The sequence below is a fragment of the Streptomyces sp. NPDC046557 genome, assembly GCF_040645975.1.
GTDB lineage: Bacteria > Actinomycetota > Actinomycetes > Streptomycetales > Streptomycetaceae > Streptomyces.
The window spans coordinates 86,343-100,748 of the sequence record NZ_JBEYZH010000022.1; the positions used below are offsets into that span (position 1 = coordinate 86,343).

A 14,406-nucleotide genomic window follows, 5' to 3' on the forward strand; every position below is an offset into this window, starting at 1 on the left:
CGGTCCCGGCCGGAGTCCGTCCGCCCGGGGCTCGGCGGCTTCCGGCGCGGTGTCCGCGCGCTCCTCCGCGAGCACGGCGGCTACGGCACGGCGGTCGATCTTGCCGATCGCCCCGCGGACGCGTGATCCCCACGGGCCCGCACGGATGGCTGAAACACCCTCACGTCGGCCCGACTTGGCGAGCGCGGTTGTTTGGCGAGCGCCTCACCGAGTAGGCGTACACCTGTGCGTCCGCCGTCTTCCCGCGTGGTCTCGTCACCCCTGGTCCGTACCTGGCGACCGACGCCGCGTACGGATCGTCCGCCGACGACGCCGTTGCGCCACCCGGCGTCTCCCTCGACCCCAGGAGCACCATGACCCCGATCCTCTTCGTCTACGCCAAGGGCGGCCCTCCTTTGGAGTACGCGGTCCCGCACATCGCCGCCCACGCCGAGGTACACGTCCTGGCGCTCGCGCCCTTACCCCGAATCACCGAGTCGGTGTGGCTGCCTGGATGCGCGTCGATCACCACGGCCCCACCGGGCGAGGGGGTGGAACCGGTCGATCTGATCTGTTCCCACGCCCGCCGCGTCGGCGCCGAGGCGGTGCTGACCCTGTCGGAGTACGCGGTGGTGGCCGTCGCCCACGCGAGCCTGCGGCTCGGTCTGCGCGGCGCCGGTGAGCGGGTCGTGGGGGCGCGGGACAAGCGTCTGATGCGCCGGATCTGGCGTGACGCCGGGGTGCCCGTACCGAGGTTCGCGGAGGTCCACACCACGGAGGACATCAAGGCCGCCTTCGACGTCCTCAGGCCGCCGCTGCTCCTGAAGGCCGCCTGGAGTGCGGGTTCCACGGCCCATCTCACCGTGTGGAACCAGCAGCAGGCCGAGGTGGCCTGGAAGACCGGACGTTCCGTCATGGAAGCCGCTTCCGCGCAGGGTTACGCGGAACTGCACGCGGCGGACGAGGGCGTCAGCGATTTCCTGCTGGAGGAGATCGTGACCGGAGACGCCTCAGATTGGTTCGACGGGGACGGGTGGGGCGACTACGTCAGCGTGGAGGGGATCGTCGCCGACGGCCGCTACCACCCGCTGTGCATCACCGGGCGGATGCCGACCATCGCGCCCTTCACAGAGCGGGCGAGCCTGGCCCCGGCCGCCCTCCCGAACGCCTTGCAGCACCGGATCGAGGAGGTGTCGCGCGCCGCCGTCGACGCGCTCGGACTCGACACCTGCGCCACCCACACCGAGATCAAACTCGGTGCGGACGGTGCCATGTGGCTGATCGAGACCGCCGCCCGGTTCGGTGGGGTGATGACCACCCGGCAGGTGGAGACCGTCTTCGGGCTCGACATGATCGGCATGCTGGTGCGCGAGTTGCTCGGCCGGGAGGTCGCCTACCCGCAGCGGATGCCGACCGAGGGCACGGGCGCCGCTGGATCCCTCGTCATCCTCGCCGTCGACCCCGAGGGCCGGCCCTGGAGCGAACTCCCGGCCTGGGACTTCGAGGCGGTCGACTGGCCCGCCCTGGTCGCGCCGGGATCCCGCGTGGAGCCGGTGCGCGAACACAGTCTCGCGCCGGGCACCCCGGTTCCGCCGTACGAGGAGGCGGGAGGGGCCAATTCCATGGCCGCGCTGTGCTTCCTCACCGCCGAGTCCGGGCCGGAGCTGCTGGCCGATTGCGCCAGCATCCTCGCGGCCTTGCCAAAGGCCCTCACCACCCCGTCCGTCGCCCTCACGAGGGCCCCCGCCGCCCCCACCGAGCCCTCCGCGCTGTCTCCCCTGTCCCCCCTGTCCGCCGACCGCCCGACGCCCGGGAGCACCGCATGACGAACGCCGGAACCATCGCAGCCGCGCCGTCCCCCCGGGGCGCCGCCGTGGACACCCTGCTCACGCTCCCCCTGTTCGAGCAACTGGCCGGGGTGCTGGGCGGGCACCCGTACGTGAAGGTCGTCGTGGACCGCGAGCAGGACCGCTGGCACGTCCTCGACAGCGCCGTGCACTCCTTCCACGTCAACTACATAGCCACCGAGATCCAGGGGCTGACCCTCGAACAGCTCGACGCGGAACTCGACCGTTTCAACCATGACGTCTACCAGGACCCCGCCCGGCGCTTCCTGCTCGGCGTCCTGTCGCTGCACCCCCGGGGCGGCCCCGAGCCCGATGAGCCGTTCATGGTCCTGGAGACCACCGAGGCCGACACCATGGGCGCGGACCTGCTGATCGAGTTCCACGCCTTCGTACGGGCCCACCTCGATCCCGCGCTGGAACTGCTGGTGAAACCGGCCAACCACGGGCAGGAGAACGCCCTCGCGGCGGTGCCGGAGACCGTGGTGCCCCGTGCGCGGGGTCACGCGCTCCTGGCCACCGCGCCCTTCGTGCCGTTGACGCTCGCCTCGGCCACCGGCCGGCTCCGCGCCTTCGCTTCGGGCGAGGAATACCTGCTCGCCCGCGCGGACCTGACCTGGTACGACATCGTCGCCATGCCGGTGGTCCCCGACGACATTCCGCGGCTCGCCGGTTTGATCAACGCCCAGCCCACCACTCCCCTGTCGCACACCAACATGCTGGCGGCCGGGTGGGGCATCCCGAACGCCATCGTCCGCCAAATCCTCGACACGATCGCCGACGAGAAGCTGGACGGTGCCTGGATCCGTTACGAGGTCACCGCCGACGGGTTCGTCATCGAGCGCGCCGAGGAGCCGTCGGACCTCGCCGAACCGACGTGGCACACGCAGCGCGTCCGCCTCGACGCGCCACACGTGACGGACGTACCGCTCGTGCCGCTGTCCGCGTTACGCTCCGGCGACCGGAACCGATACGGCACCAAAGCGGCCAACCTCGGGGAACTGCACCAGGTACTGCGTCACGGATCGGGCCGCCTGACCGGCTACTACTCCGTGCCCCGCCCGCCCCGAGCCGACCTGCTCGGTCACCTGGCCGCCCGGCTGGGGATGCCGGAGGACGGCGATCTCGCACAGTACGCGAGCGAGTTCCTGACCCGGCACGTCCGTGCGCCGGCGGGCATCGCCGTCCCCTTCTCCGTCCAACAGCGTTTCCTGGACTCCTCACCGGCAGTGCAACAGAGCATCGGCAAACTGAAGATGGCACTGGAGCTGAACTCCATGGACGCCGTGGACACGGTCTGCCTCCAGTTGCAGCATCTGGTGCGCACCCTCCCGGTGCCCGAGGACCTGGTGCACGCCCTGGACACGCAGCTGGTCGAACACCTGGCGGGCACGGGCCGCTTCGCCGTGCGTTCCTCCTCGAACGCCGAGGACCTGCCGGGCTTCTCCGCAGCCGGGATCTACGAGTCCCACACCAGGGTCACCGATCTGCCGGGGCTGCTCGACGCCATCCGCCAGGTGTGGGCGTCGTTGCTCTCCCCGCGCAGCGTACGGCTGCGTCATCAGGCCGGCATCTCCCTGGACGACACCTACATGGGGGTGATCGTCCAGCGCTACGAGCCGTCCCCCCTCGGAGGCGTCATGGTCACCTGCAATCCGACCAACCGGGCCGACTTCCGCAACGTGTACCTCAACTGCGCGCACGGGTCCACGGCCGATGTCGTCGACGGCCGGACGATGCCCCTGCAGTACCTGTACAACACGGTCGAGGGCGGCGGCCGAACCGTCTCGCTGGGCGCGGCCACCGAGGACCTGGCGCAGGACACGCGGGCCCACCTGGGCCGGCTGGCGCTTGCGGGCCGCTTGCTCCAGTCCCATTTCGCCACGGACTACACCTTCGCCGGGCCGCTCGACATCGAATGGCTGCTCGGACCGGGAGGCGCGCTCCACATACTCCAGCTGCGCCCGTACAGCGTCTGACCCGTCCGCACTTCCTCGCGTACCGCCCCACCGAAGGTCGACCCATGCCCATCTCCCCGCGTACGCGCGTGACACGACGCGTCCGCCCGCCCGCCCCGGTGCTGCGCGTGATCCGACTGAACAACGGGTTCCAGCTGTTGTTCAACCTGCTGTGGTGGATGCCGGTCTTCTACCAGTACCAGCGGCAGGCAGGCCTGTCCGACAGCCAGATCTTCGGCATCCAGAGCGTCTACTACGTGGCGTTCTGCCTGCTGGAGATACCCACCGGCTTCATCGCCGACCGCATGGGACAGCGCCGCTGCATGCAACTGGGGGCGGCCGCGATGACCGCGGCGAACCTCCTCCCGGTCGCCTCGCCGTCCTTCGCGGGCTTCATGGCGCACTTCCTGGCCATCGCCGCCGCCCGCTCGCTGGTGTCGGGGGCCTCCAGCGCCTATCTGTACGAGTACCTGCACGAGCACGGCGCGGAGGGGCACTACATACAGGCCGAGGGCACCGCCCGGGCGCTCGGCCTCTGGGCGAAGATCGTCTGTTGGCCGCTGGTCGGCGTCCTGATGCACGTCCGGCACGAGGCCCCTTACGTGCTGACCGCTCTCTCCGCGCTCGGTTCGCTGGCCTGCTCATCGGCCCTCCCGGCGATCGCGGCGCCCCGCGGGGGCGGTCACCCGCCCGCGGAGCGGGTCGGGCTCCTCGATTCGGCCCGCCGGGCCGCGAGGGTTCTCGGCACGTCACGGTCCCTCGGGCCCTTGATGGTGCAGGGCGTTGCCGTGTTCACGCTCGCCCGCATCTGCCAGGTCAACCTCTTCCAACCGCTGCTCCTCGAAAAGGGTCTTCCCGTCGCCGATCACGGTGCGGTGCTGTCGGCTATGACGGTCGCCGAGGCCATTGGGTCGGCCAGGACCGGCTGGTTGCGCGGCAGGCTGTCCGACTCCACCGTGGTGACCGTCATCAGCGTGGTGATGGCACTCACGCTCGCGGCCACCACGCTGTCAGGGGGCCTGGGCACGATCTTGTTCCTGTGCGCGTTCGCCGCCGCGGCGGGCCTCGCGTACCCGGTGCAACGCAACCTGATCAACGCGGCGATCCCGGCGACCCCCTACCGGGCGACCCTGCTGTCGGTGGAGTCCATCATCGACCGCGGGGTGTGCGCGGTGGTGGCGCTGGCCGTCGGTGCCTACCTGGCGGCGGACCGCCTCGACGCGCTCCTCGTACACGCCGCGGCGGGCACCTGTCTACTGCTGCTCGTCGTGGGGGTCGTCCTGGGGCGACTTCGTCGGGACGGGGTACGTCGGACCGCCGGCCAACCCTGATACGGCGGGACGGCCGCGCGGCGATCAGGTCCGCCCACGCGTGCCGCACCGCCCGAGGGTTGGCCGCGCACGTGTCCGATGGCGCGGTAGCCCTTCGGTTTCGGCTCCGGGTTCGGGTAGTCGACGGCCTCATCTCACCCGCCCGATCACGTGTAGGTCAACGGGGTTTGACGCTTGATGCCGAACCCTTTGCCTGAATGCGAAGTGCGCCACCACCGGCGGCGCACCGGCCGATCCGTCCGGGACGGCCCGGTGTCCGAAAAGCGAGTACCGCCCGCCATAAGCCCTGTTGGGCAGGCACGGGCTGACCAGTACCACCGCGATGTATCCGCTGAGCGAACGCCGAGCATCGAAATCCGGACTGGATTCGGCCGATTAATGACGCGCTCCTGACAAAGATCGCGATCGCTGGCACTCTCTCCCCATCCCCAGCACGGAACAGCTCCGCACGCTCTGCCCGGCCGGCCTCATCCAGCCGCCCGGTAACCCCCCACACGCAGAAGGAGTCCGCGTGAAATCCACGACTCGTCGTCACGCCACCGCCACCAGCGCCCTGCTCGCCGCAGCCGCCCTGCTCACGGTAGGTGTCCAGGCAGGCAGTGCCAGCGCGCAGCCCGAAGGATCCGCGAACGCCGCCGCCCCCAAGGGCCGGCCGGTACGCAACCCGGGCGCGCTGCCCGCACAACTCACCCCGTCCCAGCGCGCCGAGCTCATAGCCAAGGCCCAGAGCACCACGGCCGCCACGGCCAAGGAGCTCGGCCTCAGCCCCCAGGAGAAGCTGCTCGTCCACGATGTGGTCAAGGACCAGGACGGTACCACCCACACCCGGTACGAGCGCACCTACGAAGGACTCCCGGTCCTCGGCGGCGACTTGGTCGTCAGCCGTTCGACGGACAACCGGACGCAGGGCGTGAGCAAGGCGTCCACCGCCCCGCTGCAGGGCATCTCGACCACCGCCCCGGCCGACGCTCCGGCGGCCGCCTCCACGCAGGCCCTCGACGCCGCGAAGGCCGTGGGTTCCAAGGCCGCGAAGGCCGACGTCGCGCCCCGCAAGGTCGTGTGGATGGCGAAGGGCGTGCCGACCCTCGCCTACGAGACCGTCGTCGGCGGGCTCCAGGACGACGGCACTCCCAACCAGCTCCACGTCATCACCGATGCCAAGACGGGTGCGAAGCTCCACCAGTGGCAGGGCATCGAGACCGGTGTCGGCAACACCCACTACAGCGGCCAGGTCACCCTCGGCACCTCGCAGTCGGGTTCGAGCTTCACGCTGAACGACACGGGCCGCGGCGGCCACAAGACCTACAACCTGAACCACGGCACGTCGGGCACCGGCTCGCTCTTCACCCAGGCCACCGACACCTGGGGCACCGGCGCCAACTCCAGCGCCGCCACCGCGGGCGCCGACGCCGCCTACGGCGCCGGGGTCACCTGGGACTTCTACAAGAACGTCCTCGGCCGCTCCGGCATCCGTGGCGACGGCGTCGCCGCCTACTCCCGGGTCCACTACGGCAACGCGTACGTCAACGCGTTCTGGGACGACAGCTGCTTCTGCATGACGTACGGCGACGGAACGGCCAACAACGACCCGCTGACCTCGCTGGACGTCGCCGGTCACGAGATGACGCACGGCGTCACCGCCGCCACCGCCGGCCTCAACTACAGCGACGAGTCGGGCGGCCTGAACGAGGCGACCTCCGACATCATGGGCACCTCGGTCGAGTTCTACGCCAACAACCCCAGCGCGCCGGGCAACTACCTCATCGGCGAGCAGATCAACATCAACGGCGACGGCACCCCGCTGCGCTACATGGACAAGCCGAGCAAGGACGGCGGCTCCGCGGACAGCTGGTACTCCGGCGTCGGCAGCCTCGACGTCCACTACTCATCGGGACCGGCGAACCACTGGTTCTACCTCGCCTCCGAGGGCTCCGGCGCCAAGACGGTCAACGGCGTCAGCTACAACTCACCGACCTCCGACGGCCTGCCCGTCACCGGCATCGGCCGGGACAAGGCCCAGCTCATCTGGTACAAGGCGCTCACCAGCAAGTTCAACTCCAGCACCGACTACAAGGGCGCCCGCGACGGCACGATCGCCGCGGCCACCGAGCTGTACGGGGCCGGCAGCCCCGAGGTCACCAACGTCACCAACGCCTGGGCCGCCGTCAACGTGGGCGCCCGCGCGAACGGCGGCACCCCCACCCCGGGCAAGGTCTTCGAGAGCACCGCCAAGGTGGCCATCCCGGACTCCCCCGGCCCCGCGGTCACCTCTTCGGTGAGCGTGACCGGCATCACCGGTAACGCGCCGAGCACCCTCCAGGTCGGCGTGAAGATCACCCACACCTACATCGGTGACCTCCAGATCGACCTCGTGGCCCCGAACGGGACCTCGTACCGTCTGCAGAACTCTTCCTCGGACTCCACGGCGAACCTCGACAAGACGTACACCGTCAACGCCTCGGCCGTGGCCGCCAACGGCACCTGGAAGCTGAAGGTCCAGGACAAGGGCGCCGCGGACGTGGGCACCATCACGGACTTCAAGCTCACCTTCTGACCGGCCGACCGCACATGACCTGATGCTGCCCGGAGCCTTCGCTCCGGGCAGCATCGTTTGTGGCGGCGGGCGAGGACCCCGTCCAGCACCTTCCGTGTCAACCGAGACGCTGCGTCTCTTCGGGCAGCCGGACGGTACATGACGCACAGCGCCGGGCCAGGGCGGGGACAGGGCTGAGGCATACGGGGCAGTCGCGCTTGGGTGCCTGGACATCCTGGTGGGAGGCGAGCCGCTCGTGGAGCTTGTTGATGGGCAGAACCACCAAGAAGTACGGCCTCGGATGAACGCGGTGCCGCCGAAACGGGCCTGCCCCTGCGGCTCGCTTCGTCCGCCACCACGAAGAGGGACCAGGCCCCGTGCCGGGGCGCCGGCCGACCGGCCGCCGAGATCATCTTCGACCGCGGCCTGGGACCTGTTCCTGGTGCCACAGCAGGCGATGTCGTGGGCCCCATATGACGCCGGAGGGCGCGGGAGAGCTCTCGTTTACTCGCCAGCACCGGCCCGGCGCCAGGCCGAAGCACGCACATGCTGCCGAATGCCCCGCCGCGTGTCAGCCTGGAAGGCAAAGCCCTCCGAGTGAGGAGCCACCTCATGGGCGGTACGCGGGACAAGCGGCCCTGGTCCGGCAAGGACCCCGACGAAGTACGACCGGAGTCAGAGGTCCCGACCGGGCAGGATCCGGTCCACCCCGCGGAACCCGGCCGGCCCTCCCCCGGCAAGGACGGGGCAGCCTTGCGCCGCCGCGAGCAGGACGTGCCGGCTGAGAGCGACTACTGGGGCGGCTACGACGAGCTGTAGCCAAAGACGAGCTGTAGCCAAAGCAGAACGGCCACGGTGTCCCAAGCGGCCATGCAGACTCAGGCCGGGGTAGTCCTCGGTGCCGTTGCCTTGCCGCCGGCCCCTAGCCACCGCCTCACCGCACCTGCGGTGGTATAGCCCATGGCCCCCACGCCCGACCGCTCGGGGTCCGGGGCGAACTTGTACGACACGGCTTCCATCAACGGCCTGCGCTTGGTGTTGTGGAAGGCGGCGATGCGCCACTGCCCGTCGCACACGCGGACGAGGGTGTACGTCTGGACCTTGCCGAGGTTCTTCGGCTCCCTTTTCTTGTACGTGTCGCCTCGACCGGTGACGACGGCCAGGTCGGGTCCGTGGAAACGGACGCCGACCACCTCATCGGCCGGCCGGGTGCCTTTGAGGAAACCGGTGAAGAGCGCGCGGTGGCTCTCCACGATGTCGCGTCGCCCCTGGTACACCGTGCCGATGTACGTCGTGTACGAGGCGTCTTCGGTGAAGAGCGCGCCGTACGCCTCCGCGTCGTGACGCTCCCATGCGCCGACGAGCCGGGCCAGGAGGGCTCGGACCGCGGCGTGCTCCTCGGAACTTCGCCCGTGCGGCGCCCGCGTTCCGAGCCGCCACAGAGGAGATCCGGCAGAATGCCGCACCGAAGCAGGCCATGCAGGCAGTTGGACAGAAGCCAGACTGAGCGACCGCATCCGTGGAGGTCACTTGGGCCACCGTCGAGATTCGAGTCAGCCTCGCATGCAGGTGCCCGCACCTGCCTACCGCCGGCCCCCGAGTGCGGACGGCCCCTGCCGCCCGCCCTCCCCGGCCGTCACACCAGGTCGGCGGGCTGTACCGGCGGCTCAGCGAGAGGGCCGGCGGCCCCGGCTTCTCGGAATACGGCCCGACCATCGCGTCGAGTGCTCAGGCCCGTCCTCGAGATCGGCGTCGGTGCCGCGGGCGGGTCCGCCGCGGAGCTGGCGCCAGTGCGTGCGGTACATGACGAAGTAGATCGCCACGCCCAGGGCGCACACCTGCATGCAGAGGCCCAGCGTCAAGAAGGACCGCTCGCTCGTCAGGGCGTTGGTCAGGTAGGTGAAGTTTATGCCGAAGAACCCGGTCAGGAACGACAGCGGCAGGAAGACCACCGAGGCGATGGCGAGTTTGTTGATCACCAGATTCTGCTGGTCGGCGACGAGCGAGGCGTAGGTGTCGGCGGCCCGCCGGGTTTCGTCGCGCAGCGACTCGATTTCCATCAGCACCAACTGGACGGTGCGCTCGTGCTTGAGGTTCAGCGCTCGCCAGTCCTCCGAGATTTCACGGTTCGCCATCCTTCGGCGCGTCAGGAATTCCTGTGCCACCGCGGCGTAGGGAAGGAACGCACGGTGTAGCTGGGCAGCGCGCCGTCGCAAATGGGCCAGTCGGTGTACGTGTTGCGGCTGCCGCTGCTCGAACATCTCCTCTTCCAGGTCCTCCACCTCCAGCAGCGTCTGGGCGGCGGCCCGGCGAAAGCCCTCCATCACCCCGTGCATGAAGAGGAACGCCATCATCGCCCCGTCGGAGGGCCGATCCTGGGGCAGGCGCTCGAAGAACGCCTCGATCAGTGCGACGGGCCGGTGGTGGACCGTGACGAGGTGGTGGTCACCGGCGAGGACGTGGATGTGGGTGATGTCGGCGCCGTCGACCACCGGCACGACGCAGCCGACGGCGCCCTCGTGGTAATCGGCCCGTACGGGCTCGTGCCGCCGGCCGAGCCACTCCCAGCCCTTGTCGGTCAGTCCGAGCCGGCGGGCAAGCGGCTGATCGTCAGGCGGCGGGTCCTCACCTTGCTCGATGTCCACGATCACGAGATCGCGGGCTGCGAGACGCTCCCGGGCTTCCGACAACTCTGTGCGCGTGACGACGCCTTCCGGCACCGACACCACCGACACGATCATCGCGCCTCACCCTGGATGACAGTGCGCTGCCGAGAAGCGGGACACCTCAGCCCCTGAGGCCCAACGCCCGGCACGCTACCACCCGGGGCCGCGCGGCCGACGGTGGCGACCGCCGGGCTCGCGAAGTCGCCGCCGGCATCACCCGGTTCCCGCTGCGGGCGTGACGCGTGCGTCAGGGTGAGGTCCCCGGTGGCCGCCCACCGCCGAAGCGCTGCCGGTCGGCCGTCCGGGCCCCGGCGCGGCGCGCGGGGTCGGTGAACGTCCGCCGGACGGACTCATCGAGAAGGGCGAGCTCCGCGCGTACCGTCGGCAGCCGCTCGGCCGGCTGGATTTTTCGAGCAGGTCTTCCGGCAGCGCGCGCAGTCGCCGGCACACCTGGAGCGCGGCGGCGCCGTACTCACGGATCTCGGTGACTGCCAGTTGCAGGTAGTCCTCCCGGCCACGGCCCGGCACCACCAACCGCGGCCGTCCCTGGTCGTCGGCGAGCACGTACCGATTGGTCGTCGGGGAGCACGTACCGGTCGCGCGGCCGGGCCCGGCCGACCGCGTGCAGGAGTGCAGCAGGCGCCCGGCGGCCAACCCGCTCCGTCGACGTCGGCGGCCCACTCGGCGAACAGCGCCCCCAGCAGCGGTCCGATCAGGGGGATCGCCTGGCGCTCATCGCCCCGGCCCGTGTCGGGACCATCCGGCAACGCGTCCGCCGCACCGACGTTCCTTCACCGCGCCGGAAGTACACAGCCGACCGTGCGAGGCGAGGGTGATGCGCGGTGTTGGCGCGGCAGTGGACGGCGGCCGTGCCGTCGTGTTCGGTGAGGATCTCCTCGATCCGCGCGAGATCGTCGGCAGCGGCGGCACCCAAGCCCGCGCCTTCGCCCGCGACGCCACATGGGCCGGCTCACCCCCGGCGAGGTCTGCCTGACCTCCTCCACCCGCAACTTCGGCGGCCACATGGGCAGTCCCGACGCGGAGATCTACATGGCCTCCCCCGCCACCACCGTCGCCGCCTCCGCCCTCACCGGCCATGTCACCGACCCGCGAGGGGAACTCAGCTGATGGACACCCACATCACCGGGCGCGTCCGGGTCGCCGGCGACTCCGTCACCACCGACGCCATGTACCCGGCCTTCGCCATGAAACTGCCCGTCTCCGAAGCCGCGAAGCACATCGCCGGTGATCACCGGGATTCCCTCCGTCCCGGCCGACTGCCCAGGCCGGGACGGAGGGAGGGGGCGTAGGGGTCAGGTTCAGCAGGTGCTTGCGCGCCGGCGTCGGCGGAGGACGGCGACCCCGCCCACGAGAGCGATTGCCGCGCTGGACCCGCCGGCGAGTAGCAGGGTGGAGGTCGAGGCATCGTCCGCCGTGCGCCGGGGGCTGTAGCCGCTGGAGTAGCCGTTGGTGTCGTACTCCGAGCCGGGCAGCTTGTCCGCGTAGCGGGCCTTGACCAGTTTCTGGTAGTCGCTGAGCGACATCGACGCGCGGCCGCCCATGCCTTGCCGGGCCTCGTCGTTGAGCGGCTCGACAGTGGTGAGCTTGAGCTGGTACCAGCCTCGGATCTGCGGCTCGGTGAAGACCAGCGTTCCCAGGGTGGCCTTGCCGGCGTATGTGGCGTCGCCCTCGCCGTCGCGGATGGCCGCCAGATGCCAGCCACCGCCCCGGGTGGGGGCGAGCATGACCGTGGCGTTGCGGCCGTTGACGGTGATGCTGAGCGACGAGACCAGCTGCGTCAGCTTGATCGCCTCGGTGGGCAGTGGCTTGGCGGTGCCCGCGACGAACCCGGGGGTGATTTCGTTCCGTGCCACCGGGTCCTTGATCGAGAAGGCCGGGAGGCCTTGGCAGGGTTCGGCCGTTTCGGGGATCGTCTGCACCGGCCCGCCGGCGCCGCCGGTAGGCACCGGAGTGTTCAGGAATCGGCAAACGGCGTTGCGCACGTCGGTGGACTTCACCGCGTCCAAGGCGGCCTGATAGTCGGGAATGTCGGCCGGGAGAGGGTCCTTGGCCGGGGCCGCATGGGCCGGACCGACGACGGACAGCAGTGCGGACGCGCTCAGAGCGATGACGATGGACAGGCGGGAGAAGCGAGAGTCCGCCCGCTTGCTGGACGTTTTGGTGTCGCGCATGTCGCCTGCCTTTAGCGGGAGATGCCGATGCGGGAGTGGGTCCACTTGGACGAACTGTTGCTCACGTAGTCGTCGTAGTTCCACCACGTGTAGGTGGTGGTGTCCGGCCACGGGTCGGCCACGGCGATCGTGTTGTTCGACGTGTCGAAGCCGTAGACCACATTCATGTGGCCGCCACCGGACGTCCAGCCGATGCGGGCACCGATCGGTCGGGCCGCCTTGACGTCGGTGAACACCTGGTTGAACGTGGCCGCGCTGCTCAGGCCCGAGCCGGTGTGGGCCATGCCGAGACTGCTCCAGCCCTTGGCCATGTCGTCGAGCGTGGCGGGCTGGTTGTTGCAGCCGTAATAAGGCTGGGCCCGGTTGCAGAAGTCCGTCTGTGTGGAGCCGAAGCCCTGGAACTTGGCGATGGTCAGCCCGGAGGCGACCCAGCACCACTGGGTCTTCTCCTGCTTCAGCATGGTGATGGTGTCCTGACCCGCTTCCGCGTGAGCCGTACCTCCTGCGGCCGCGAGCGATCCCAAGGCGACCAGCATGATGGCCGACGCCGTGGTGCCAAAACTGAATTTGCCCATGTTCCTGCCTTCCCCCTGATGGGTGCAACGAGATGAGCGGGGCAATCTGGAACGAATATGACGGCGCAGCATGTCGAAGGCATAGGGGATTTGCGGTGATTCAACTCCTACTGATTAATTGTCATGTAATCGTGTAGTAACTGCTGTTCCCCTTGGGACGGTCGTTGCCCCCGTGAAGGTTGTGCAGCCAGATCTGCCGAACGCGGCTCGATCGACGCCGTCAACCCCGGGCCGGCAGCCCCGCCCGGGACACGAACTCCCGAGCGGTGTGTCCTGCATCCCGAAGAGGTGGGCACCTATCCCCGGGGGATGACACGCCGCCCGCCTCTCTGATCGCCCGCATCGGCGCGTGGGACGAGGTCCAGGTGGTGGAACATTGCCCTGACTCCCCCAGCTACCAGCCGATTTGTTGATCCCCGCCCGGCCGACGGGTGGGCGGCTTTCCGAGCCGGGCGTCGACGGGCCCGGTGATCACCGGATGGAAATCCCGCACGATCCCGATGCGGCTGTTGCTGACCGCCGTGACCGCGATCACCTTTTGGCAGCCAGGTGTTGGCGTGCGGGCCCGGGCAGCGAGCGGGCCCGAAGTCACCCACCCGGGGGACCGACTTGGGTGGCCTGGGGCGGGCGCAGTCTGGCCCTGGCGCAGGGGCAGCAGTCTGCACCGGGGCGCGCATGGGCTGGGCCCGAGAAGAACGATCTCTAGAAGGACTGGCCGTCCACCCCTTCGAAGGCAGCCCCTGGGCTGATCACATTGCCGATCCCGTTGTTCACCGAGTCACCGAAGGTCTGCGAGTCGAAGTTGAAGGACTCGTCCCGTGCGACGCTCCCGATATCGCCGAGACTGTCGACCTGATCAGCCATTGCGGTTCCCGTGAACGACAGGGCTGCCCCGGCGAGGGCGACGGCAGCAAGTACACGCTTGGTGTTGTTCATGCCCGGCCAACGATCTTGAACTGGTCGGGTTACGCGCGCTTGCCGCACCGGGCCGGCCTGGCCGCTTCGGCCCATGACCGTGACCCGTCTTGACCCGTCTTGACCCAACGGCCGTAACCGGGGTGCACGCTTGGTATCCGCGAGTCATGCGGTGGACGTGCGGGCCCGAAACCGGAGACGACGGCGTGGGTCTCGGTCGCTTCAGGCGGTGGTCGTCGGGTTGCCCGCCGTGGCGGTGGCGCGGCGGTATTCGGCGTTGATGCGTTGGGCTTCTTCGAGTTGGTCTTCGAGGATGACGATGCGGCAGGCGGCCTCGATGGGGGTGCCGTGGTCGACGAGTTCGCGCGCGCGGGCCGCGATGCGCAGTTGGTAGCGGGAGTAGCGGCGGTGTC

At 69.7% G+C, this 14,406-nt stretch carries 12 protein-coding genes and 1 pseudogene; 7 read left to right on the top strand and 6 right to left on the bottom strand.

Annotated elements, in window-relative coordinates:
* Window positions 1-353: 353 nt before the first annotated feature.
* The 5 genes from ABZ934_RS27315 to ABZ934_RS27335 all read left to right on the top strand — a co-directional run bounded on the left by ABZ934_RS27315 (window position 354) and on the right by ABZ934_RS27335 (window position 8,464).
* Window positions 354-1,805 (top strand): ATP-grasp domain-containing protein, encoded by a 1,452-nt coding sequence (locus ABZ934_RS27315; RefSeq protein WP_361318122.1) that lies wholly within the window; start codon window positions 354-356, stop codon window positions 1,803-1,805.
* Window positions 1,802-3,802: a PEP/pyruvate-binding domain-containing protein gene (locus tag ABZ934_RS27320; RefSeq protein WP_361318124.1), complete on the top strand. Its 2,001-nt coding sequence runs from the start codon at window positions 1,802-1,804 to the stop codon at window positions 3,800-3,802. The genes ABZ934_RS27315 and ABZ934_RS27320 overlap by 4 nt, the downstream gene beginning before the upstream one ends.
* 44 nt (window positions 3,803-3,846) lie before the next feature.
* Window positions 3,847-5,112, top strand: a complete 1,266-nt coding sequence (locus ABZ934_RS27325; protein ID WP_361318126.1) for an MFS transporter — start codon at window positions 3,847-3,849, stop codon at window positions 5,110-5,112.
* 511 nt (window positions 5,113-5,623) lie between these two features.
* Window positions 5,624-7,666, top strand: a complete 2,043-nt coding sequence (locus ABZ934_RS27330) for a M4 family metallopeptidase (RefSeq protein ID WP_361318128.1) — start codon at window positions 5,624-5,626, stop codon at window positions 7,664-7,666.
* A 591-nt stretch (window positions 7,667-8,257) separates the two neighbouring features.
* The gene (locus ABZ934_RS27335; RefSeq protein WP_361318130.1) at window positions 8,258-8,464 is read left to right on the top strand and encodes a hypothetical protein; all 207 of its coding nucleotides are present in this window, start codon (window positions 8,258-8,260) and stop codon (window positions 8,462-8,464) included.
* A gap of 59 nt (window positions 8,465-8,523) precedes the next feature.
* On the opposite strand, the gene ABZ934_RS27340 is transcribed toward ABZ934_RS27335, so the two are convergent.
* Both ABZ934_RS27340 and ABZ934_RS27345 read right to left on the bottom strand, forming a co-directional pair.
* On the bottom strand, window positions 8,524-9,111 hold the full coding sequence (locus ABZ934_RS27340) for an SgcJ/EcaC family oxidoreductase (RefSeq protein WP_361318132.1): 588 nt from the start codon (window positions 9,109-9,111) through the stop codon (window positions 8,524-8,526).
* Window positions 9,112-9,312: 201 nt separating this feature from the next.
* The gene (locus ABZ934_RS27345) at window positions 9,313-10,386 is read right to left on the bottom strand and encodes a CorA family divalent cation transporter (RefSeq protein ID WP_361318134.1); all 1,074 of its coding nucleotides are present in this window, start codon (window positions 10,384-10,386) and stop codon (window positions 9,313-9,315) included.
* 885 nt (window positions 10,387-11,271) lie between these two features.
* Between ABZ934_RS27345 and ABZ934_RS27350 the strand changes: the two genes are divergently transcribed.
* Together ABZ934_RS27350 and ABZ934_RS27355 are read left to right on the top strand one after the other, a co-directional pair.
* The gene (locus ABZ934_RS27350; protein ID WP_361318136.1) at window positions 11,272-11,439 is read left to right on the top strand and encodes an aconitase family protein; all 168 of its coding nucleotides are present in this window, start codon (window positions 11,272-11,274) and stop codon (window positions 11,437-11,439) included.
* Window positions 11,439-11,621 (top strand): hypothetical protein, encoded by a 183-nt coding sequence (locus ABZ934_RS27355; RefSeq protein WP_361318138.1) that lies wholly within the window; start codon window positions 11,439-11,441, stop codon window positions 11,619-11,621. The genes ABZ934_RS27350 and ABZ934_RS27355 overlap by 1 nt, the downstream gene beginning before the upstream one ends.
* A 9-nt stretch (window positions 11,622-11,630) precedes the next feature.
* On the opposite strand, the gene ABZ934_RS27360 is transcribed toward ABZ934_RS27355, so the two are convergent.
* From ABZ934_RS27360 to ABZ934_RS27375, 4 genes and pseudogenes are all read right to left on the bottom strand, one after another.
* The gene (locus ABZ934_RS27360) at window positions 11,631-12,503 is read right to left on the bottom strand and encodes a hypothetical protein (protein ID WP_361318140.1); all 873 of its coding nucleotides are present in this window, start codon (window positions 12,501-12,503) and stop codon (window positions 11,631-11,633) included.
* 11 nt (window positions 12,504-12,514) lie between these two features.
* Window positions 12,515-13,078, bottom strand: coding sequence for a papain-like cysteine protease family protein (locus ABZ934_RS27365; protein ID WP_361318142.1), 564 nt, complete (start codon window positions 13,076-13,078; stop codon window positions 12,515-12,517).
* Between the two features lie 702 nt (window positions 13,079-13,780).
* A complete protein-coding gene (locus ABZ934_RS27370) occupies window positions 13,781-14,014 on the bottom strand; it encodes a hypothetical protein (RefSeq protein ID WP_361318144.1) in 234 nt (77 codons plus the stop codon).
* Between the two features lie 201 nt (window positions 14,015-14,215).
* Window positions 14,216-14,406, bottom strand: a pseudogene (locus tag ABZ934_RS27375) (MerR family transcriptional regulator); the annotation flags it as partial.

Bases quoted from the DNA above. Each gene is read 5' to 3' on its own strand.
- ABZ934_RS27315 (WP_361318122.1), top strand. From the start codon at position 354: ATGACCCCGATCCTCTTCGTCTACGCCAAGGGCGGCCCTCCTTTGGAG.
- ABZ934_RS27320 (WP_361318124.1), top strand. From the start codon at position 1,802: ATGACGAACGCCGGAACCATCGCAGCCGCGCCGTCCCCCCGGGGCGCC.
- ABZ934_RS27325 (WP_361318126.1), top strand. From the start codon at position 3,847: ATGCCCATCTCCCCGCGTACGCGCGTGACACGACGCGTCCGCCCGCCC.
- ABZ934_RS27335 (WP_361318130.1), top strand. From the start codon at position 8,258: ATGGGCGGTACGCGGGACAAGCGGCCCTGGTCCGGCAAGGACCCCGAC.
- ABZ934_RS27345 (WP_361318134.1), bottom strand. From the start codon at position 10,386: ATGATCGTGTCGGTGGTGTCGGTGCCGGAAGGCGTCGTCACGCGCACA.
- ABZ934_RS27350 (WP_361318136.1), top strand. From the start codon at position 11,272: ATGGGCCGGCTCACCCCCGGCGAGGTCTGCCTGACCTCCTCCACCCGC.
- ABZ934_RS27355 (WP_361318138.1), top strand. From the start codon at position 11,439: ATGGACACCCACATCACCGGGCGCGTCCGGGTCGCCGGCGACTCCGTC.
- ABZ934_RS27360 (WP_361318140.1), bottom strand. From the start codon at position 12,503: ATGCGCGACACCAAAACGTCCAGCAAGCGGGCGGACTCTCGCTTCTCC.
- ABZ934_RS27365 (WP_361318142.1), bottom strand. From the start codon at position 13,078: ATGGGCAAATTCAGTTTTGGCACCACGGCGTCGGCCATCATGCTGGTC.
- ABZ934_RS27370 (WP_361318144.1), bottom strand. From the start codon at position 14,014: ATGAACAACACCAAGCGTGTACTTGCTGCCGTCGCCCTCGCCGGGGCA.